19 protein-coding genes are annotated in these 21,655 nt (G+C 35.2%); 8 read left to right on the forward strand and 11 right to left on the reverse strand.

Features of this window, described 5'->3' with window-relative positions:
* Nucleotides 1-111: 111 nt before the first annotated feature.
* From DRF57_RS19690 to DRF57_RS19710, 5 genes are all read right to left on the reverse strand, one after another.
* A complete protein-coding gene (locus DRF57_RS19690; RefSeq protein ID WP_047489261.1) occupies nt 112-1,629 on the reverse strand; it encodes an FMN-binding glutamate synthase family protein in 1,518 nt (505 codons plus the stop codon).
* Nucleotides 1,630-1,681: 52 nt separating this feature from the next.
* Nucleotides 1,682-3,028, reverse strand: coding sequence for a tRNA (N(6)-L-threonylcarbamoyladenosine(37)-C(2))-methylthiotransferase MtaB (gene mtaB, locus DRF57_RS19695; RefSeq protein WP_047489264.1), 1,347 nt, complete (start codon nt 3,026-3,028; stop codon nt 1,682-1,684).
* A 67-nt stretch (nt 3,029-3,095) separates the two neighbouring features.
* Nucleotides 3,096-3,686 (reverse strand): DUF1572 domain-containing protein, encoded by a 591-nt coding sequence (locus DRF57_RS19700; RefSeq protein ID WP_047489545.1) that lies wholly within the window; start codon nt 3,684-3,686, stop codon nt 3,096-3,098.
* A gap of 98 nt (nt 3,687-3,784) precedes the next feature.
* On the reverse strand, nt 3,785-5,890 hold the full coding sequence (locus DRF57_RS19705; protein ID WP_115920441.1) for a T9SS type B sorting domain-containing protein: 2,106 nt from the start codon (nt 5,888-5,890) through the stop codon (nt 3,785-3,787).
* A 158-nt stretch (nt 5,891-6,048) separates the two neighbouring features.
* Nucleotides 6,049-6,846, reverse strand: a complete 798-nt coding sequence (locus DRF57_RS19710; RefSeq protein ID WP_047489269.1) for a hypothetical protein — start codon at nt 6,844-6,846, stop codon at nt 6,049-6,051.
* A gap of 204 nt (nt 6,847-7,050) precedes the next feature.
* On the opposite strand from DRF57_RS19710, the gene glgP reads away from it, so the two are divergent.
* Nucleotides 7,051-8,715 (forward strand): alpha-glucan family phosphorylase, encoded by a 1,665-nt coding sequence (gene glgP, locus DRF57_RS19715; RefSeq protein ID WP_047489272.1) that lies wholly within the window; start codon nt 7,051-7,053, stop codon nt 8,713-8,715.
* Between the two features lie 77 nt (nt 8,716-8,792).
* On the opposite strand, the gene DRF57_RS19720 is transcribed toward glgP, so the two are convergent.
* Nucleotides 8,793-8,981, reverse strand: a complete 189-nt coding sequence (locus DRF57_RS19720; RefSeq protein WP_047489275.1) for a DUF6496 domain-containing protein — start codon at nt 8,979-8,981, stop codon at nt 8,793-8,795.
* 11 nt (nt 8,982-8,992) lie between these two features.
* Nucleotides 8,993-9,466 (reverse strand): hypothetical protein, encoded by a 474-nt coding sequence (locus DRF57_RS19725; protein WP_047489278.1) that lies wholly within the window; start codon nt 9,464-9,466, stop codon nt 8,993-8,995.
* Nucleotides 9,467-9,588: 122 nt separating this feature from the next.
* Here DRF57_RS19725 and DRF57_RS19730 point away from each other — a divergent pair, with 122 nt between their 5' ends.
* Complete coding sequence (locus DRF57_RS19730) at nt 9,589-11,718, forward strand: S9 family peptidase (RefSeq protein WP_047489549.1); 2,130 nt, start codon at nt 9,589-9,591, stop codon at nt 11,716-11,718.
* Nucleotides 11,719-11,787: 69 nt separating this feature from the next.
* Here DRF57_RS19730 and DRF57_RS19735 read toward each other — a convergent pair whose 3' ends face one another.
* The 4 genes from DRF57_RS19735 to DRF57_RS19750 all read right to left on the reverse strand — a co-directional run bounded on the left by DRF57_RS19735 (nt 11,788) and on the right by DRF57_RS19750 (nt 14,756).
* A complete protein-coding gene (locus DRF57_RS19735) occupies nt 11,788-12,612 on the reverse strand; it encodes a GLPGLI family protein (RefSeq protein ID WP_047489281.1) in 825 nt (274 codons plus the stop codon).
* A gap of 8 nt (nt 12,613-12,620) precedes the next feature.
* Nucleotides 12,621-14,183, reverse strand: a complete 1,563-nt coding sequence (locus tag DRF57_RS19740) for a vitamin K epoxide reductase family protein (protein WP_115920443.1) — start codon at nt 14,181-14,183, stop codon at nt 12,621-12,623.
* A gap of 70 nt (nt 14,184-14,253) precedes the next feature.
* Nucleotides 14,254-14,442, reverse strand: a complete 189-nt coding sequence (locus DRF57_RS19745; protein WP_047489288.1) for a hypothetical protein — start codon at nt 14,440-14,442, stop codon at nt 14,254-14,256.
* Nucleotides 14,443-14,573: 131 nt separating this feature from the next.
* A complete protein-coding gene (locus DRF57_RS19750; RefSeq protein ID WP_123863361.1) occupies nt 14,574-14,756 on the reverse strand; it encodes a hypothetical protein in 183 nt (60 codons plus the stop codon).
* Nucleotides 14,757-14,908: 152 nt separating this feature from the next.
* Here DRF57_RS19750 and DRF57_RS19755 point away from each other — a divergent pair, with 152 nt between their 5' ends.
* The 6 genes from DRF57_RS19755 (at nt 14,909) to DRF57_RS19780 (ending at nt 21,611) form a co-directional block, all read left to right on the forward strand.
* Nucleotides 14,909-15,271, forward strand: a complete 363-nt coding sequence (locus tag DRF57_RS19755) for a helix-turn-helix domain-containing protein (protein ID WP_047489296.1) — start codon at nt 14,909-14,911, stop codon at nt 15,269-15,271.
* Between the two features lie 189 nt (nt 15,272-15,460).
* Complete coding sequence (locus DRF57_RS19760; RefSeq protein WP_047489299.1) at nt 15,461-17,116, forward strand: peptide MFS transporter; 1,656 nt, start codon at nt 15,461-15,463, stop codon at nt 17,114-17,116.
* Nucleotides 17,117-17,249: 133 nt separating this feature from the next.
* A complete protein-coding gene (locus DRF57_RS19765; protein ID WP_047489302.1) occupies nt 17,250-19,004 on the forward strand; it encodes a peptide MFS transporter in 1,755 nt (584 codons plus the stop codon).
* Between the two features lie 62 nt (nt 19,005-19,066).
* Nucleotides 19,067-19,435: a DUF1016 N-terminal domain-containing protein gene (locus tag DRF57_RS24150; RefSeq protein ID WP_115920445.1), complete on the forward strand. Its 369-nt coding sequence runs from the start codon at nt 19,067-19,069 to the stop codon at nt 19,433-19,435.
* A gap of 120 nt (nt 19,436-19,555) precedes the next feature.
* On the forward strand, nt 19,556-21,031 hold the full coding sequence (locus DRF57_RS19775; protein ID WP_115920446.1) for a peptide MFS transporter: 1,476 nt from the start codon (nt 19,556-19,558) through the stop codon (nt 21,029-21,031).
* 46 nt (nt 21,032-21,077) lie between these two features.
* Nucleotides 21,078-21,611, forward strand: coding sequence for a thioredoxin family protein (locus DRF57_RS19780; RefSeq protein ID WP_047489311.1), 534 nt, complete (start codon nt 21,078-21,080; stop codon nt 21,609-21,611).
* Nucleotides 21,612-21,655 lie beyond the last annotated feature (44 nt).

Below are 21,655 nucleotides of genomic sequence, written 5' to 3' on the forward strand. Positions count from 1 at the left end.
AAAACCTATAAAAACAAAAACCAAAGCAAAAACAAATTTGCTCTGGTTTAATTATTTATTTTTGTCCTTTAATCTGTATCGGATTTTCAGGACTAGTCATCTGTTTTACATTTAAGATCTGGCTTTTTGCTTTACATTACCCAGAATATCCGGGAAATATAAGTCGGCAAGATGGTCAAATTCATCACCTCTCATAAACATGGTAGCATCTACTTCTTCATAAGAACTTCTTCCGGCAGCAGCAATCAATTCATTGCAGGTATGAAGTGTATTTTTGTGGAAGTGATATACCCTCTCGCTTTTATCGGTAACATCCAATCCTTTAATCAGCATTTTATCCTGAGTAGCCACTCCGGTAGGACAGTTATTGGAATTACAACGTAAGGCCTGAATACATCCTAAAGAGAACATAAAACCTCTGGCGTTGTTACACATATCAGCTCCCATAGCAACAGCTCTTAAAATATCCAGACTGGTAAGTACTTTACCACTGGCAATTACTCTTAATTTATTTCTTACGTTGTAGCTATTCAGTGTTCTGTTTACAAAGATCAGTGCCGGCTCCAAAGGCATTCCTACACCATCTGAAAATTCCGGCGGAGCAGCTCCTGTTCCCCCTTCTGCTCCATCAATAGTGATAAAGTCAGGATAGATTTTCAGTACGTTCATTTGTACACAGATATCTTCAAATTCTTTAGTATCTCCTATACAAAGCTTAAACCCGATCGGCTTACCTCCGGAAAGCTCTCTCAGATGCTGTACAAATTTCAGCAATCCTGCTGCATCATGAAAAGAAGAGTGTGATGGTGGCGAAATAACAGTCATCCCCGGTGTGACGTGGCGGATTGCTGCAATTTCCGGAGTATTTTTCACTCCCGGAAGCACCCCTCCATGTCCTGGTTTAGCACCTTGAGACAATTTGATCTCAATCATTTTCACATTCGGCAAGTTTGAGTATTTCGTGAATAACTCAGGATTAAATTTTCCTTCTTCATCACGGCATCCAAAATAACCTGTCCCAATCTGCCAGCATAAATCGCCTCCTTCCATATGGTGGGGAGATATTCCTCCTTCTCCAGTATTGTGGTAAAAATTACCTTTTTTAGCACCTCTATTTAAAGAGATCTGAGCTCTGTCGCTTAATGCACCAAAACTCATTGCTGAAATATTAAATAAAGAAGCATGGTAAGGCTGTGTACATTGTTCTCCACCTACCCAAACTCTTGGAAGCTCTTCTGATGGTGACTTTGCATAAATAGAATGCTTAATTCCTTCATATTTTCTATGATTAACCTCCAGCTGTGTACCAAAAGCAACAGTATCACTTAAATTTTTGGCACGTCTGTATACTGCAGAACGCTGATTTCTTGGAAATGGCTTCCCATCTGTCTCCCTCTCGATGAAGTACTGCTGCATTTCCGGTGAAATACTTTCAAAGAAGTACCTGAAGTACCCTAATACAGGAAAGTTCCTCAGAATAGCATGTTTAGACTGGTACGCATTGTAAACACCTAATGCATAGATGGCGGACAGCAGGATGGGTATCCAATAGTGCGCTCTGATCAGTAACGCTACAATCCACGTAGCAGTTACTAATACAATTCCCCAAGATAAAAACTTATCTCTCATGAATGTAGTATTTAAAGTTAAAAATAAATTTAGTAGAATTTTTGCAAAGAGCCTATGCTTTTGCTAAAAAATTTTGGTAAGAAGATTGCACAGAAACCGTGCCATCTGACAGGATTTTTTCTAAATTTAGAAATTCTATTTGATTTACAAAGGCAGGATCAAAGTCTTTCTGGACTCTCACATAGTTTTCTGTGAAGCCAAACATTTTTCCGTCTTTATTTTCATGCTCCCAAAGTACAGGAAGCGTTTTACCCAATTGAGTCTGATAAAATGCCATTTTCTTCTTTTCAGAAAGAATTCTCAACATTTTATTACGTTTTTTTCTTTCAGCTACAGGAACTACTCCTTCCATGTCAGCCGCTTCTGTATTTTCTCTTTCAGAATAAGTAAATACATGAAGATAAGTAATGGGAAGTTCATTCAGGAAATTATACGTTTCCATAAATCTTTCCTCAGTTTCGCCCGGGAATCCAACGATAACGTCCACTCCGATAGCAGCATCAGGCATTACTTCGCGAATCTTATTCACCCTGTCATTATAGAGCTTGGTAAGATAACGGCGTTTCATTTTTTTCAACAAATCATCACTTCCGGATTGCAATGGAATATGGAAATGCGGAACAAAACTTTTACTTTTCGAAACCAGTTCTATACTTTCATCTTTTAAAAGATTAGGCTCAATAGATGAGATACGGATTCTTTCTATTCCTTCCACTTTATTAAGTTCGGAAATAAGATCCAGGAACGTATGTTCATGTTTTTTGTTTCCAAACTCTCCTTTTCCGTAATCCCCAATATTTACTCCTGTAAGAACAATTTCTTTAATATCTTTTGCCGCAATTTCTGTAGCATTTTTAAGGACATTTCCAATAGTATCGGAACGTGAAATCCCTCTTGCTAATGGAATGGTACAGTAAGTACATTTGTAATCACATCCGTCCTGAACTTTAAGAAAGGCTCTGGTCCTGTCCCCAATTGAATAACTTCCGATAAAAAAGTCGGTTTCTTCAATTTCACATGAGTGAACAATTCCTTCGTTTTCTGTTTTCTCCAGATCATCCAGGTAACTTAGGATATTGAATTTTTCTTTCGCTCCCAATACCAAATCTACTCCGTCAATCTGTGAAATCTCTTCGGGTTTCAGCTGTGCATAACATCCTACAATAACAACCAGCCCTTCCGGGTTAGCCTTCATTGCTCTTTTTACGTGAAGTTTACATTCACGGTCTGCATTTTCTGTTACCGAACATGTATTGATTACATACACATTAGCCTTATCATCAAAGCTTACCTTATCATAACCTGCATCTGTTAATTGACGGGCAATAGTAGATGTTTCTGCAAAGTTTAATTTGCAGCCAAGTGTGTGAAACGCGGCAGTTCTGTGAAAAGTAGACATTTGTTACTCCTGAATTTTATGGGTGCAAAGATAGTAATTTTTAATAAGAACTAAATATTGATTCAATCTATTGCTTGTATTCATCCCTTACTTCGGGGCTATTTTGAAAACATACAGGAGATGAATTGGGATCGGATTCTTCCCTTGAAACTTTATTTTTCATCTCTGTATTAAACTCCTGTGACTTATTCCTTGCAATAGAAAGGGTCTTCCACTCTTCATTTTTCATCATTTTTGCCAGGTATACAATTTGTCCTACGTGATAAGGATAATGAGCCAGCTGCCTGAAGACAGCATCAACCACAGAATGAGCTTCTCCTCTAATATAAATCGTAGAATAGATATTGTCATCAGTAATCTGGTTTAAAGCATCAAAGAGGCATGCCCACCCTTTTTCCCAATATTCAGTAACTTCTTGCTTTGTTTTGAAAGTGTTCTTAAACTCCTCATCACGGTGACGCCATGATTTTTCGCCGTCTTCAGTCAAAAAATGAGTCCATCTCGAAAGCATATTTCCTGCAATATGTTTTACAATGACAGCAATAGAATTACTTTCTTCGTTATACTGCCAGAAAATCTGTTCCTCGGACAATTGTCCGAATGTCTTATCACCGAGAGATTTATAATATTCGAAACGCTTAATAAAGAGTTGCTTCATGCTTTTAATTTTGATATCTAAAATAAGACTTTTTAAGAAAAAAACCACTTCAAATGAAGTGGTTTTATCTATGTATTGTATTTAATAATTCATGTCTATTACTCTCTGTTTTTCACCAGTACCCATCCGAAAAATTTGATAGGCGTGTTGTTTTTATCACTTTCATTCCAGGTTACAGAATACCAATACGTTCCTGTGGATACTTTTTTTCCTCCTTCTGTGCCGTCCCATTTGTAACCATTAGTTCTGTCGGCCTTGAAAATTCTATTTCCATACCTGTCAAAAATATCCATGACAAAGTTCTGTTTACCGGCCAATGCAGAGTAATCAATAACATCATTCACACCATCCTGATTGGGAGTAATCACATTTACTAAGTTTGGAACAACAATATCAACTTCAATAGGGTCACAATTGTAAGCATCTTTTACAAATACTTTATGATCACCTCTTGATACATTTTTGAAGGTATTGGAATCCTGCCAGTTTATGTTATCCATAGAATATTTATATGGAGGATTTCCACCCGTTACAGATACGGTAATGGTATTATTCGTAATATCAATTCCTGAAACTACTGGCTGATCAGATGGCAATACTTTTACATTCTGTATGGCAGTACAGTCTCCAGTCTTAAGTTTCACCCAGTAGGTTCCCATTCCTACATTGGTAATGCTTTGAGTAGTGGCTCCTGTACTCCACTCATAACTTTTAAATCCAGGTCCTGCATCTAAAGTAGTGGTATCTTCTGCACAAATGGTTTTGTCTTTAAGGATATCCGAATATACCGGTGGGATAACGGCCAGTGTAATTCTGGCAATATTATAACAACCCTGTGCATTATAAACCCTTACATATACATATCCGCTTGGAGCAATATAATTGGAAGAATTAGAAATTTCATTGGTTTGATTGATCGCGTCTGTAAGTGATGGATAATATTTTTTCCCGACACCCGGCTGTGTAGTTACACTAGCTCCTGTAAGATTAAATAATGCCGTAGAAGGGTTTGTTTCAATAAAACATGATCTTATCGTAGCATCAGTGACAATGATTTGTGGATAAAATTTCAAAGTAATTTGAGCAACAGCACTACATCCGAACTCAGAAATTACTTTTACATAAATTGTAGCTTCAGCAGATAGAAATGCCATTGGTGTAGTAATCTCATTAATTCCGGCATTGAGATCAGCCATAGAATGATAGTATTTCTTAACCACAGTAGTACTCGCAATAATGTCTGCTGATGTCAGATCAAACAATGCCGTACCCATATTATTATTGTTACATGCTGTCAATGTAGCATTTTTCACTTTGATAGAACCATCTTTGAATTTAAATTTCCCGATCTGTTTACATTTGTTAAGTGGATTATTTGGGTTTGTCGCATCTGTATAACTAATACTATAATAAAAAACGGTAGTGGTATTCACTGTTCTTGGAGCAGTAATAGGGTTAGTTCCTGTTAGCGCTTCATTCTGACTGGTATGATAACTCACGCTAAAGCTTTGGTTTCCATTAAGTATTCCTGCAGATAAAATAGAAAAATCAAATAATTCAGTACTTCCACATATAATAACTTCCCTTGGATCAGCCGGATTTACCGGAGCAATTCCTGGGGGAATAAAAGGATACGTCTGAATATTCGGATCTGTAAACGGCGATGCCAGTGTAGCCGTACCACCCCAAGTCAAAGAAAATGGAGCTGTCGTACTGCTGGTGCTGCTCACCCAGTTGTCGATAAACAAATAATAAGTTTGTCCGGGTAAAACATCCATATATTTACAGTAAGGAGTGGTAGAACCTCCTACAGCGCTTAGAAGTGTACTTGTCATATTTAATCCTGTAGAGGGGCCTACTCCAATCACTGTTGCTGCATTACAACGTATGGGTGCTCCCAGACTTCCGCAGGTTACATTGGGTCCAAAAATAGCCCAGTCATAATCGGCATCCGGATTATTGGGAACCAGATCAAAGGTAAGTGTTCCCCCTGTGGCAATCGTGATTTTATACCAAATTGAATTATGCTCACCCGTTGCATCCAAACAACTTCCAGAATTTACCAATTCTTTTATATTACCATATCCTGTAGGACTGTAGGTAATATCTGAGTTTCCACAAACAGCTAATGCCGTTGCACAATCGGCCTGGGAATAAAAAGTTTGAGATATACAAAAAAGAATGAAAAGTAAAAGTTTCCTCATAGATATATGTTTTTATGGTTAAATCAGTTTAAATCAGGCTGATACCAACCTATACCAAATATACCTATAATTTAATTACAAACAATAAAATTCAAATAATTTTGAAATATTACAAATTAAAACAATGAATCTTTGTAAAATCCAAGCATTACATTAATTTATTTTATACTTGTAATATTTCCACAGAGATTTTCAAGGTGAAAGATTTTATGAAAAGGACTTTTCACTTCGTTCAGATGTTCTTTGTCCTGAATAAAAGTATATCGGGAAGCAATAGAATTCATATCTGAAACTATGACCAGCCAGCACTCATCTACAGAAGTGTCATAGTATGGAAATTTTTCATTTTTCTTTTCAATAAGTTCCAAAATCTTTTCCGAGCAGAGCTCATCAAAAAGGTTCATACTATATTCATGGGTGATAAAGACATTCCTGCGGTGGAAAGATTTCCGAAGACTTTTCACACAGCCGACTGCTTTATTTTTTTTAATGCTTTTGTAAATACTGATAATATTTTCTTCCTGATGTTCAAGATTATCAAATCTTACATTGGTATGGAATTCTAAAAAATAAACACCACGATATTTCGTAGTGTCTTCCTGTTCCAATAATATTTCTGCCTGACGGAATATCTTATTCAAGGTACTTTCCACCTTCTTCATTTCCAGATGATTGATGACTTCAGTCAGCTCTATTCCAATTTTTTTATCATTTAATTTCGCAATAAAATCGGGACTTTCACAAGTGAAATCCTCAAACTTCACCTCGGGAAAATGATGCATAAAAGAGTTGAGAAGTAATATTTCGGACTTCTTTCTATATTTTTCACGGTCATGCAGCTGAGATTCATCTATTGTACGGTGATACTTTTCTATGGGCTTTTTTTTCAAATGCCTGTTCAGGTAATATAAACTTAGATTCTTTATCAGATCTTCTTCAGAAAATGTCTTTTTCATGTGTGATTTTTTTATTGAATTAAAGAACACATGCAATCATCGGTTTTCACCACTAAAAGTTTTTGATAATCAAAATTTTACACTCTTAAAGGTAAGTAAAAAAACAATCCGATATTTACTTTCCAGGTTTATTTATCAAATAATTAATGTAGAGTTTATTTTCATAATCAATACCTTTGCTCCTTCTAACACAAATCAGCATTTATGGATTTCAGGAATTTCAAAATACCTTACAGCGTTAATCCCCAATATTCAAAAAAAACCGCCTATTTCTCAATGGAATTTGCCCTTGAGCAGGTGTTGAAAATATATTCCGGAGGACTCGGATTTTTAGCAGGCTCCCATATGAGGAGTGCATATAACCTGAAGCAGGACCTTATCGGAATCGGAATCCTTTGGAAATTTGGTTATTATGATCAGGCAAGAAATCACGATCAAACACTACAACCGGTATGGACAAGAAAAATGTACAGCTTTCTTGTAGACACCGGGATAAAATTTCAGATCGAAATCCACAGTGCTCCGGTTTGGGTAAAAGTATGGTATCTTGATCCTGAGACTTTCAATACAGCTCCTATGTTCTTTCTTTCAACGGATGTTCCGGAAAATGATCATGTTTCCAAAACAATCTGTCACAAACTTTACGATGCCAACGAATCTACCAAGCTTGCTCAGTATATTTTACTGGGAAAAGGTGGCGCTAAACTACTGGAAGAGATGAACGTTGAAAGAGAGGTATATCATCTGAATGAAGCCCATGGACTTCCTGCGGCATTCCACCTGTTGAAAAAATACAATGGAGACCTCAATAAAGTCAGAGAAAAACTAGTATTTACCACCCACACTCCGGAAGAGGCAGGAAACGAAAAGCACAATCTCAAATTGTGCTATGATATGTCTTATTTTTCCGGTTACAGTATGGAAGAAATAAAAAGTATAGAAGGAACGGATGATGAACGATTTAATCATTCTCTTTGTGCTTTAAAAATGGCTAGAAAGGCCAATGGGGTTTCTCAGCTTCATGGAACAGTTTCCAGAACAATGTGGAGTAAATATCCGGGAATCTGTGAAATCACATCCATTACCAATGCTCAGGAATTCAAATATTGGGCAGATAAGCCTCTTTACCATGCTAAAGATGAAAATGATGCAACTGCTTTCGATTATAGAAAAAAGCATTTAAAGAAAAAGCTCTTCAGCATTGTTGCTGATCAAACAGGAAATTTATTTAATCCTGATATTTTCACCATTGTATGGGCCAGAAGGTTTGCAGGATACAAACGTGCAGAACTTCTTTTACATGATAAAGACAGGTTTTACAGACTTCTGAATAATCCTAAATATCCTGTACAGATCATATGGGCGGGTAAGCCTTATCCCATGGATTATTCTGCTATTTCTATCTTCAATACATTGGTTGAGGAGAGTAAAAATCATAAAAGTATAGCCGTGCTTACAGGGTATGAGCTTTCTTTAAGTAAATCTTTAAAGCAAGGTTCGGATCTATGGTTAAACAATCCGAGAGTTCCCAGAGAAGCTTCCGGAACCTCCGGAATGACGGCCGCTATGAATGGTTCTGTGAATTTATCCACAGATGACGGCTGGATTCCTGAATTCGCCAAGCATGGAGAAAATTCTTTTGTGGTTCCTAAGGCAGATTATCTGAATATGAGCATCTATGAGCAGGATAATTATGATTTACATAAACTATATGAAATCCTTGAAAACGAAATTCTTCCGACATATTATGACCATCCTGATCAATGGAGAAAAATCCAGCATAATGCAATGAATGATGTAAAGGATCAGTTCAACAGTGATCGCATGGCGGATGAATATTACAGGATACTTTATAACGGTCAGCAATAAAAAGATTACAAGGAAAATCCTAAATATTAAAATATAAAAATCCGTGAAGAAGTTCTCCACGGATTTTTCATTAAAGATTATTTGCTTTTCTTTTTTGCAGGCACTTTTAAGCCTTTTTCTCTTGCTTCAGAAATACCGATTGCTACGGCTTGTTTTCTGTTGGTCACCTTTTCTCCGGAAGAAGATTTCAATTTCCCTTCCTTGAATTCGTGCATTACTTTTCCTACTTTGTCCTGAGCTTTATCTGAATATTTTGTCTTGCTCATGATCGTTTTTTTTAAGATTTTACCAGGGATACCCCTAATTCATAAACACAGGCATGTTTCATATATTTTGAACGTTCTCGTGAAGTTACTGACTCAAAGTGATCATTTTTCAGGATAATAATCGGGTCTTCTGCATTTTCGATCTCAAAATTGGCAAAATACCGTTCATCCGGACTTGTTTTATCATTTCTTGCTTTTATTTTCTGCAACTCATCAGCATATTTTCTAAATCCGGGATCAGATGAATGGATAAATTTATATTCATCGCCTGCATACACATAGTAATGAAGTTTTTTTTCTATTAAACCGGCTTCATCTGTAATCTGAGGGTTATCATTTCCATCTTTAAAACTCACTTCCACTAATGTTCCTCCTTTTTTTTGGGCACATTCTTCAGCGTCTTTAAAACTGGAAAAACCTGTATAAACAATTCTGTCATTCAATACATAACGGTTTAGTTTCTGGTTGTATGCATTTGTTTCCATAATTATTATTTGATTTGATTATACTTAATGATATTCAATTTTTCTGCCAAAAGTCTTATTTGAAAAGCTTTTTTTACACATTTTAATAAAATTATTATCTTTGAAATCCATTAATGCTAGAAATGAAAAAACTATTTTTAACGCTTACGATTGCTGCGGCATTCCAAACTGTATCGGCACAGGAAATTACTTTAGATAAAATATATTCAGGATATTACCGTGGTAAGGGTATTGCCGGGATTACATCTATGAAAAACGGCGAAAACTATCTGGTTATAGAACCAGCAGGAATCGCAAAATATTCTTACAAAACTTCTCAGAAAGAAGGAAACCTTGTAGATGGAAAATTTGAAAGCTATGAATTTTCTGATGACGAGTCTAAAATTCTCTTACAAGTAGGAAGCCAGCCTATTTACAGGCATTCTTTTCTTGGAAAATTTGATGTAAAAGATTTAAAATCAGGAAAAGTAATCAGCTTAAATGAAGGCAAAACTGTTCAGGAGCCTAGATTTTCCCCTGATGCTACGAAAATAGCTTTTATCTCTGATAATAATTTATTCTATCAGGATCTGACTTCCGGAAAGATCACACAAATAACCAATGATGGTAAGAAGAATTCTATTATCAATGGATTGGCAGACTGGGTATATGAAGAAGAATTCGGGCATGCAAGACAATATGAATGGACAAAAAATTCTGATGCTATTGTATTTGTAAAATCTGATGAGAGCCAGGTTCCGGAAATTTATATTCCTATCTATGGAAAAAATCTTTACCCTGCTGAAATGCGTTACAAATATCCTAAGGCTGGTGAAAAGAATTCTGTAGTTTCTGCACAATTATACCGTCTGGACAGTGGAAAAACAATGCCATTGAATTTAGGATCTTTTAAAAACTATTATATTCCAAACGTTTTTCAAACGGCAAAAGCTGATGAAATTGTTTTGATTACTTCCGAAAGAATTCAAAACGCTTCAGATATTTTAAAGGTCAATACTAAAACCGGAGCTGTTCAGAAATTATTTACTGAAACGGATGACAAATGGATTGATACGGATAGTCCTACTTTAGAATTTTTAGAAGACAATTCTTTCCTTTGGGCTTCTGAAAGAGATGGAAACCGTCATTTATACTGGTATGACAAAGATGGTAAGCTTAAGAAGCAAATCACTAAAGGAAACTGGGAGGTAACGGATTATTATGGTTTCAATCCAAAATCTAAAGAAATCTATGTTCAGACTACTGAAAAAGGAAGTATCAACAAGGTAATTTCTAAAGTAAATATTGAAAACGGAAAATCTCAGCTTATCTCTAATACGGAAGGAAACAATTCTGCCAACTTCAGCAAAAATTATAATTATTTCATTGAGACCTCTTCTACGGCTTCAAAACCTTATACTTATGTTTTAAAAGACGGAAATGGAAAGGCTGTAAAAGAACTTCAGAACAATAATGATCAGTTACAAAAATTAAAAACTGATAATTTTGCTGAAAAGGAATTCATTACCATTCCCAATGCAGTAGGTGATCAGATGAATGCATGGATCATGAAACCTAAAAACTTTGATCCTACTAAGAAATATCCTTTATTCATGTTCCAATATTCAGGACCGGGATCTCAGCAGGTTTCCAATTCCTGGGATAACGGAAATGCCATGTGGTTCAATCATTTGGTGCAGAAAGGGTATATCGTTGCTTGTGTAGATGGACGTGGAACAGGCTATAAAGGAGCTAAATATAAGAAAGTAACGTATATGAATTTAGGTAAATATGAGATTGAAGATCAGATTACTGCAGCTAAATGGTTCGGTACCCAATCTTATATTGACAAGAGCAGAATCGGAATGTTCGGATGGAGCTTCGGAGGCTATATGACAAGTTTGGCAATGACTAAAGGAGCAGATGTTTTCAAGATGGGAATTGCTGTTGCACCGGTAACCAACTGGAGATATTATGACTCTGTATACACTGAAAGATTTATGAGAACCCCTCAGGAAAATGCTGATGGATATGATAAAAACTCACCTACAGAATATGCTAATTTATTGAAAGGCAAATTCCTGTTGATCCACGGAACAGCTGATGACAACGTACATTTCCAGAATTCCATGGAATTTTCCGAAGCTTTAATTCAAAATAAAAAACAGTTTGATTTCATGGCTTATCCAGATAAAAATCACGGAATTTATGGAGGACAGACAAGACCACAGCTTTATCAGAAAATGACTGATTTTATCTTAAACAATTTATAAGAAAGTACTTCTTACAAATAAAACTTACTATAGATCCCTTTCAAAATTTGAAAGGGATTTTTATTTTGTTTATGGATATTTCATCGCCTTATCCAATTCTATGGGGTTATTAAAAGCCTTTATTTTTTTTCTCTCATTACCTTCGGCAGGTTTCAACTGTTCTTTAGAGAGAACGGTTCCGTCTTCCAACAACAATTTCTGTCCTTCGCGCATGGTCAAATTTCCATTCAATACATATTTAAAGGGATTGGAGTAGAGGTCCAACCTTAGTTTATTTAAATCTTTCTGGGTAATGGGAATCGCTCTGGATATAGAGGCATTTAATGAATTACGTTTATAATCATCCGGAATCTTTTCACTCTTAATCACATTAAAATAGTAATTCTTTTGGGTATCATACAATTCCATAATCAATCCCGGTAATCCGTTAAACTTATAAGGTCCGTAGGGTATTGGGATATCTTTAGTAAACCATGCGATCCAGTTTCTTCCTCCGAATTGAGTACTAGCTTTTTGAAGCCGGAAATTATTAGAAATTTTTACACTGTCCATAATAGTCCATTGTTGTTTGGATTCTTCAGATAATTTATAGAAGGTCGCATCACCGATATATTCATAGTTTTGAAAGATATTGCTATCATTTTTTTTGATAAGGAAAGAGGTCAGCCTGTTTCCTTTAAATGCATATTGCCCAGTAGCAACAAATAATGAATCACTAATATAATTCAGTCTGTTATAATAGGCTATATCCTCTTTTGTAATGTCCAGATAATAATTTTCCCGGGTGATCTCTTTTGAGGTTGAATCTTTCTTGTATTTCACCTCATAGATGAACCTGTTATTCTGAGAAAAAAACATCACAGTTCCTAGTAGTATAAATAATAAATTTTTCATAATTAATTTTAATTTTCTGATAAAAACTCGGGGATAAAATACTCAAGATCCGCTCTTTCATACTGAATGGGGTATTCCGTATCATTGAGAAAAATATCAGGTGTAAAGTGAACGCTATTGTTGATGCACCATTTTTCATGATCTTTTAAAACATTAAGTGCCGCTTCTGAACTTCCAAAATATTTAGAATACCTTTTATACCATCCGTTTTTATTTTCAGTATACCCCTGAACCGCATACCAGCTGTTTAAGCCTTCTAAAAACTCAGTTTTATTTTCACTGTTGAGGTATATATTGGTAAGGTTGACATGAACTGTTTTATTATCCTCGTCATCTCTGTTAAGGTCTATATCGAAGAAAATATTGATTCTCAGTTCAGCAGAATACATCTTAACCAACTTTAGAAAAGTAGGATAAAATTCTTTGCAATGCTTACAAAAAGGGTTGGTAATAAAGGTCAAACTTTGATCGGCATGTTTATTCCCAAATACAAAAGCACCCGAAACATCTGTATCAATTAATTTTTTCTGAAAGGACAGGTTATTTTTAAAAAACAAATAGTTTCTCCTGAATTTCAGGTTTCTCTTAATGGTATTTTCATTTTTCTGTGCAATCTCGTTTTTCATCCTTAGATTCAAGAGAACGATTAAGGAACCAAAAATTCCAATTAAAAATAAAATTATAGAACCCAGATTTATTTTCTTGGAATCAAAAGGTATAAGATTAGCTGCAAGTAATTGGATACATACACAGGTTATAATGATCATACACACCGGACAATATTTCCTGACCACAAAGACCTGATAATATAAAGATAAGCAAGCTATGGGTATAAAGGCAAATAAAGCATATTGATAGACAGCAAAAAAGAATCCGATGTCTTTTACCAGGGAAAATAAAATGAAACACGTTATTTGGCTGGTAAAAAACAACATTGATATCTCAGATAAATCTATTTTATTGAAAATTTTCCATTTTTTTGAATTAAAAACCAAGTCGCAATCCGTATTCAAGTAATTACTTTTGCACACTCCCACCGGAATAAATGTTCCCTTACCATGGGTTTTCTTATAAGCTTCATAAGCAAAAACAAACCCCAATAAAGAAGTAAGTGCAAAAGCTAATTGTAAAATTATACTGGAAGAATTAGATCCCAAAAGAAATAAAAACAATAGTATAAGGATTCCCCAATTGATATAAGAATAATTTAGTTTTGATTTTGTAGTTGCAAGTTCGCCTTCTTTTTCAATAACAAGTATTATATTTTCCCATTTTGAAAAAAAATCATTCATTGGGGAACCATTAATTATCAATTTATCATTCTTATTTTTCACAGCAGCCAGCTCTCCTTCTACTAAAGCCAGAAAATTTTCAGGTAAAATATCTTTTTCATCATTATCTATTCTGTAGCTGTAGTTTTCAATATTGAAAAAGTGTAATGCATCAGAAAATGCTAAAAGACTAGGAAAATCCGGATGCCCTTCCAACTGAAGCTCAAATTCATCCCGATCAACATATATTTTATTATCATCTAAATAATTGATAACAGCAGTGTAGCTTTTGTGTGTCATTTTTTTACATCATTTGCGTTTCAAAAAACGGCAACAGTTTCCTGTTGCCATTTTAAAGAATGAGTCTTAATTATCCGCAACAAAAAGTTCCATTGCAATAAGAATCTCCATTACCATTATGGGTATTCGCACAAGCTGCATTCGTACATGCACATCCCAGCTCAGTATATGGATCTTCTTTTATAAGTCCTCCTTTAATTGTTCTCTGCTCCTCTCTGGATAAGCTTCCTTTCATTTTTTTTAAATCGATTTTTTTCATGTTGTTTTTTAATTAAATTGTTTTGTGTCATTATTGACCTTTCAAAGCTAAAAATAAAATTCAAATGATTGTGAAATAATTCTTGTTATTTCCTTGCAATTTTCTTGCAGAACATGTACCTATTGTGCATGTTATCTACAGCAAAAGCCAGCAGTGCAGTGAGCGTCTCCAGTATTATTCCAAAAATAACAAGCTGCGCTTACACACCCACAACTCAACACGTCTGGATCCTCTTTTATGAGTCCTCCTTTAATTGTTCTCTGCTCCTCTCTGGATAGGCTTCCTTTCAATTTTTTTAAATCGATTTTTTTCATGTTGTTTTTTATAAAATTGTTCTGTGCCACTATTGACATTTCAAAGCTAAAAATAAAATTCAAACAGGAGTGATATATTTATTGTAATTTCCTTGTAATTTTCTTGCAAAATAGGCACCTATTTTGCATATTTGTATAAAACATTAGAAATGATGGTCCAGGAAAAACTCAGAAACCTACGTAAACAAAAAGGCATGTCACAAGAAAAAATGGCTAAAGCAATATCTACAGACCCTTCGAATTATTCTCGCAAAGAGCGTGGAGAAGTAAAAATTCATGATGATGAATGGCAAAAACTAGCCGAGGCTCTTGATGTTCCTGTTGAAGACATTAAAGAGTCTGAAAGTAAATTTTCTATCAATAATGACAATTCTACATTCCATGATAATTCCGGAAATTATAATCAATATTTCAGTATCTCTAACTCTATTGTAGAAAACCTTCAAGATTATATAAGTCTTTTAAAGAAAGAAATCCATGAACTAAAAGAAGAAATTAAGATTTTAAAATCTTAACTTCATTCAATAAAACCACAAAATCTGGTTAAAAAAGATTGAATATCTTTTTCATTTTATAAACATATTAAAATCTCCTGATCGAGTCAGGAGATTTTCTATTTATTTCATTAATCATTTCGCTCAGTATTATTTATTTTATCAATTGAAATTAAAAACTTATTTTTGGGAAATTTGAAAATTGATTATATGAAGACTAAACATCCTAAAGGGCTACCCTTCCTCTTTTTCACTGAAATGTGGGAGCGTTTCGGATACTACCTGATTCTTGGAATCTTTGTACTATATGTTATTGAGCCCACAGGTATGAAGGGAGGCCTTGGACTGCCAGACAAAACAGCTGATGATATTTTCGGGACTTATATTGCCCTGACATACCTTACCCCTTTCATTGGCGGATTTTTAGCAGACAGGGTTTTAGGATATATCAGATCTATTTATATCGGTGGATTTTTAATGGCTGCAGGATATATTGGGATGGGAGTTTTCAAAGACCTGCCGCTATTTTATTCGTCTTTAGCTTTAATTATCATTGGAAATGGTTTTTTTAAGCCTACAATTTCTACTCTTTTAGGAAACCTGTATTCTGAAGAACCCTATAAAGCCAATAAAGATTCCGGATATAATATTTTCTATATGGGAATCAATATCGGTGCATTTATCTGTAATATTATTGCTGCCTTCATGCGTAATAAATTCGGATGGGGTGAAGCATTCATCACTGCCGGAGTAGGAATGCTGATCGGTATGGTAATTTTCACGATCGGAAGAAAACACTATATCCATGCTGCACAGATGAAACCGGTGCAGGAAGGAGACACCAAACTTTCTGAAATTATGCTTAAAGTATTTGTTCCCGCTATTATTGCCGGAGCAATCGGTTGGTTTATTCCTAACAATATTTTTGGGAGTGACAGCACAGATGCCTTTATATTTGCATGTGTTCCTGTTATTTACTTTTATGCCTCTCTTTATTTCAAAGCTAAACCGGATGAAAAAGCTTCTATTGGCGCCCTATTATCCGTATTCCTGATCAGTATGTTTTTCTGGGCTGTATTTAAGCAAAACGGTACTGCCTTGACAAGATGGGCCAATTATTATACAGACAGAAGTGTTCCGGCATCTTTAGAAAAGCCGCTGGAAGGAATTTACATGGTGGATGGGAAGAGCTATGAAGATAAAGAAACCCCTGTATATGACAACCAGTTCAGATCTCAAAAAGATGAAAAGGGAGATACCAGGAAAGAAACAGGAAAAGATGTTTATTTTAAAAATATTTCTCCCGAACAGCGGGCTGCTCTTGAAAAGAATCCTGAAAACAAAGTATATCTGTACAATACTGAATTATTCCAGTCTATTAATCCGTTTTGGGTAATTGCTCTGACCCCTGTCATAGTTGGCTTTTGGGCCCTTTTAAGACGAAAAGGTAAAGAGCCGTTAACCCCTACTAAAATAGTTTTAGGACTATTTATTTCAGGACTATCCTGTCTGGTGATGGTATTAGCAGTAATGGCCGGAGATAACGGAGCTGTAAAAGTTTCTCCTTTATGGCTGGTAGCCAGTTATGGTGTGATTACTATTGGGGAATTATGCCTTTCGCCTATGGGACTTTCTTTTGTCTCAAAACTTTCACCGGCAAGAATTACAGCCCTGATGATGGGAGGATTTTTCCTTGCCAACTCTGTAGGAAACAAGCTTTCAGGGATCCTTGCCAGCACCTGGTATAACTACGAAAACAAGACGAATTATTTTCTTGTTAATTTCGGTTTGTTAATATTTGCTACGCTTTTAGGCCTTTCTATGTTAAAAAGATTAAATAAAATTATGAAGGAAAAAGGGCACTAATCCTTAGTATTTATAAAGAATATAAAGCTGCAGAATGGTTCTGCAGCTTTTTTATTTAAAAATAAAATTAAAACCTTGCCAAAAACCCAAAATAAACTATATTTGTCAGTCTTAACAAAAATTAACAATAGAAATGGATAATATTGAAGCAATAAGTCCGAAACCGGATGAATTTGTAGAGAATAAGAATTCCAGACATCCGAAAGGATTGTGGGTTCTGTTCGGAACGGAAATGTGGGAGCGTTTCAACTTTTACGGAATGAGAGCTCTTTTGACGCTCTTTATGGTAAATTCCTTATTGATAAAAGAAGCTGATGCAGCTATTATCTATGGTGGATTTTTAGCTTTATGTTATTTAACTCCCCTTTTAGGAGGATTTATTGCAGATAAATATATCGGAAACAGATTTGCTATTATCATTGGAGGATCATTAATGGCCATTGGTCAGTTTTTATTATTCATCAGTGCTTCAACTTTTTCCGCAGATATTGGAAGCGCTAAGCTTATCATGTGGCTGGCTTTATTCGTTATTATTTTTGGTAATGGATTTTTCAAACCGAACATCTCATCCATGGTGGGAAGTCTTTATCCAAAACAAGAGAAGTCTAAACTGGATTCTGCTTTCACCATTTTCTATATGGGGATCAACATTGGAGCGTTTTTAGGTCAGTTTATCTGCCCTTATGTAGGAGACGTAAAAGACGCTGCAACAGGAGTAAGAGATATTTTCGCCTTTAAATGGGGATTCTTAGCAGCTTCAATTGCTATGGTTATTGGAACTATTACATTCTTTATCCTTAAAAATAAATATGTAGTAACGCCGGAAGGAAGACCTATCGGTGGATTACCAAAAAACAATACCAGTGCAGATTTTGAAGAAGGGGAAACTCAAACAGCAAAATTCTCGGGAATGGCTTTAGGTATTACCGGACTTATATTTGTTGTTTTATTCTTTGTTTTCCGATATGCATTGGTAGGAGAAATTGGATTTAAAGCTGTAGAAATGGGTCAACTGATCAAAGGAGTTATTTATCCTTTCATTTATTCAGCAGGTATTTCTTTGGCCTTCCTTATTATGAGCTCTGCAGAAAACAAAATTGAAAGACAGAGAATCTGGGTAATTTATATTGTTTCATTCTTTATTATCTTTTTCTGGGCAGCTTTCGAACAGGCAGGTTCTTCATTAACATTTATTGCAGATAATCAAACCGATAGAAACATTTTGGGGTGGAATATGCCACCATCAATGGTTCAGATCTTTAATGGTATTTTCGTTGTGCTGTTAGCCGTTCCTTTCAGTTTGTGTTGGGATAAACTAAGAGCAAAAGGAAAAGAGCCGGTATCACCATTCAAACAAGCAATGGGACTTGCATTAATAGCTTTAAGCTACTTTATCATAGCACATAATGTAAAAGATCTAGGAAACTCAGGTCTACTGGCAATAAAATGGTTAATGCTTCTATACTTCATCCAAACTTGTGGAGAGCTTTGTTTATCTCCAATCGGGTTATCACTGGTAGGTAAACTGGCACCAAAAAGATTCGCCTCATTATTATATGGTGTTTTCTTTATTTCCAATGCAGCAGGATATGCTTTGGCAGGTTCATTAGGAGCTTTGATCCCTGCAACAGGTGATAAATTTACAAAAGCGCAGGAAATAGGAGTAAACCTTCAGGATGTTTTAGATAAAAAAGTAACATTAACCGCTGATCAGACAGCTGCATTTGAAAAAGCTCAGTTACCATTACATAACCCTACTTTTGTAGGATTTGAGATTCACAATTTATTTGAATTCTTCATGGTATTTGTGGTACTTTGTGGTATTGCTTCAGTAATTTTAGCTTTACTTTCACCTATCTTAAAGAAAATGATGCACGGTGTAAACTAAGTGTGTTAACAAAATATGAATAAAACCTCTGCTAAGTCAGAGGTTTTTTTTAATTTCGTACGATGGAAATTTCCGAAGAATCTTTATTCCAATCCGTAAAGGAGATCATTAGACAGTCGCGCGAAAAGGTTTTTCGAATAGCGAATTCTACACTACTGCTTACTTATTGGCAGATTGGAAAACTTATTGTTGAAGATGTACAAAACAATTGGAATGTAAGAGATCTAAAAAGGCAGATGAACTCCCTTGCCTACGAAAGAGTTTTAAAACATAAAGAGTCTTCACCGGAAAACATCCACAGAGTTTTAAAAGATCCCTACATTTTTGAATTTCTTGGCATAAAGGCAGACGAACGGTTTTCTGAAAAAGATGAAACTATTGTAAAATACTCTGTGCTCAATGATAAAAATAATTTATTTGCCAGCAAATAACTGCCGTACCTCCCAAAAGAAGAAGAAGAAGAATTAAAACAAATCATCGATCAGGACAGAATTCGTTTTGAACTAGATCAGGATAATAAAAACCCCTAATTAAAACAATCATATATCATTATGAGCTTAACTCTAGAAGAAATACAAAACTTTAAAGGAAAGTATCCAAAGCAACTTTGGACCTTATTCACTGTAGAAATGTGGGAACGCTTTTGTTTTTACGGAATGCGCGGAGTTCTTACAATTTTTATGGTAGACCAGCTGGGACTGCTGGAAGACAAGGCTAATTTACAATATGGAGCCATACAGGCTTTTATTTATGCCTTTACCTTTATAGGAGGTATTTTTGCGGATAAAATCTTAGGATTTAAAAAGTCTCTGGTTTTTGGGGGACTTATTATGGCAGTTGGAAATCTTATTATTGCACTGTCACCTCATGACTTCTTTTATTTTGGGATTACCTGCTCTATTATTGGAACCGGATTTTTCAAACCGAATATTTCCTCAATGGTAGGAGAACTCTACAAGGAAGATGATGCCCGAAGAGATGCGGGATATGGTCTTTTTTATGCCGGAATTAATATTGGAGGGTTACTGGGAGGAGCACTTTGTGTATATCTTGGAAAATACCACTCCTGGTCATGGTGTTTCCTGGCAGCGGCAATAGTGATGATTTTAGGATTAATTACTTTTTTTGCTACCAAAAAATCATTGGGACCAATTGGTGATTCTCCCCTACAAATTCTTCCCCAATCTAAAAGAACCCTACGTGAGGTTTTAGTTTATATTGGAGCTTTATTAAGCATGCCTCTTATTTTTATTATGGTTAAAAATACCGATTATACAGACTATTTTATGTATTTGATTGGTATCGCTGCCGTAGGATATTTTATCCTAGAAACACTGAAACAGACAACACCTTATCAAAAGAAGCTTATTGCTGCTTTTGTTTTTATTTTCATGTACTTCCTATTTAATTCCATTTATGAGCAAAGTGGTGGTTCATTGTCTTTATTTGCAAAGGACAACCTTGTTCACAACTTATTGGGATTTGGTATGGATCCTAATGTTATCAACAACAGTGCGAATTCATTTTTCATTATTATTTTCAGTCCTCTAATCGGGTTAGCTTGGGTAGGTTTAAACAAAAAGAAACTTGAGCCCAATACTATTAATAAATTTGGAATTGGATTTTTATTTCTCGCTGCCGGATTTTTCTTATTCTACAGTTTAAGATATTTTGCAGGTGCAGATGGTAAATCATCTCTTAATTTATTTACCTTTACGTGGCTTGTTATCACATTCGGAGAATTGTGTTTAGGTCCTATTGGAATGTCTATTATTACAAAACTATCTCCTAAAAAGATGTTTGGTATGATGATGGGGCTTTGGTTTCTAGCCAGTGCATTCGGGCAGTTTGCAGCAGGGAAAATTGGAGCGAGTTTATCTGAATCAAATACAGGGAATACCAATATGAGCAAACTGATCGCCTATACTGATGGATACAAAACTCTGGGAATCTACGCATTAATTGCTGGTGTGGTATTGATTTTGCTATCATCCTTCGTGAAAAAATTAATGCAAGATGTAAAATAAAGAATAAACTATTATGCTTATTTTTACATAAATATCACAAATCATTATGAAGAAAATTTTAAGCATAGTACTCTTATTATTATTGAATTTTAGTTTTGCACAAATAAAGTGGATGACTATTGAGGAAGCTTTAAAAGCTCAGAAAACGCATCCTAAAAAAATTCTTATTGATTTTTATGCAGACTGGTGCGGACCGTGTAAGATTATGGATAAAAAAACATACGGCCATGCCGTGATTTCCCAGATCTTAAATGAGAATTACTATCCTGTAAAATTTAATGCTGAAGAAAAAAATAGTGTTGAAATCTTTGGAAGAACATTCTCAAATCCAAATACAGAGCATAAAAAAGGAAAAAATTCTCTGCATGAGTTTACACAATATATGAATGTAGGGGCTGTACCAAGTACTGTTTTCCTGGATGAGCATGGAGATCCAATCACTATTCTACAGGGAGAATTATCCGCCAAAGAGCTGGAGCCCTATCTGGAACTCATCTCAAAAGATTTATTTAAAAAGATCCGTACCAGAGAACAGTGGGAAGATTACCAGAAAAAGTTCAAATCTAAAATCAAAGACTAATATAAATCAAAGGCTTTCAGAATCTGAGAGCCTTTTTTAGATAT

The organism is Chryseobacterium rhizosphaerae (genome assembly GCF_003385455.1).
GTDB lineage: Bacteria > Bacteroidota > Bacteroidia > Flavobacteriales > Weeksellaceae > Chryseobacterium > Chryseobacterium rhizosphaerae.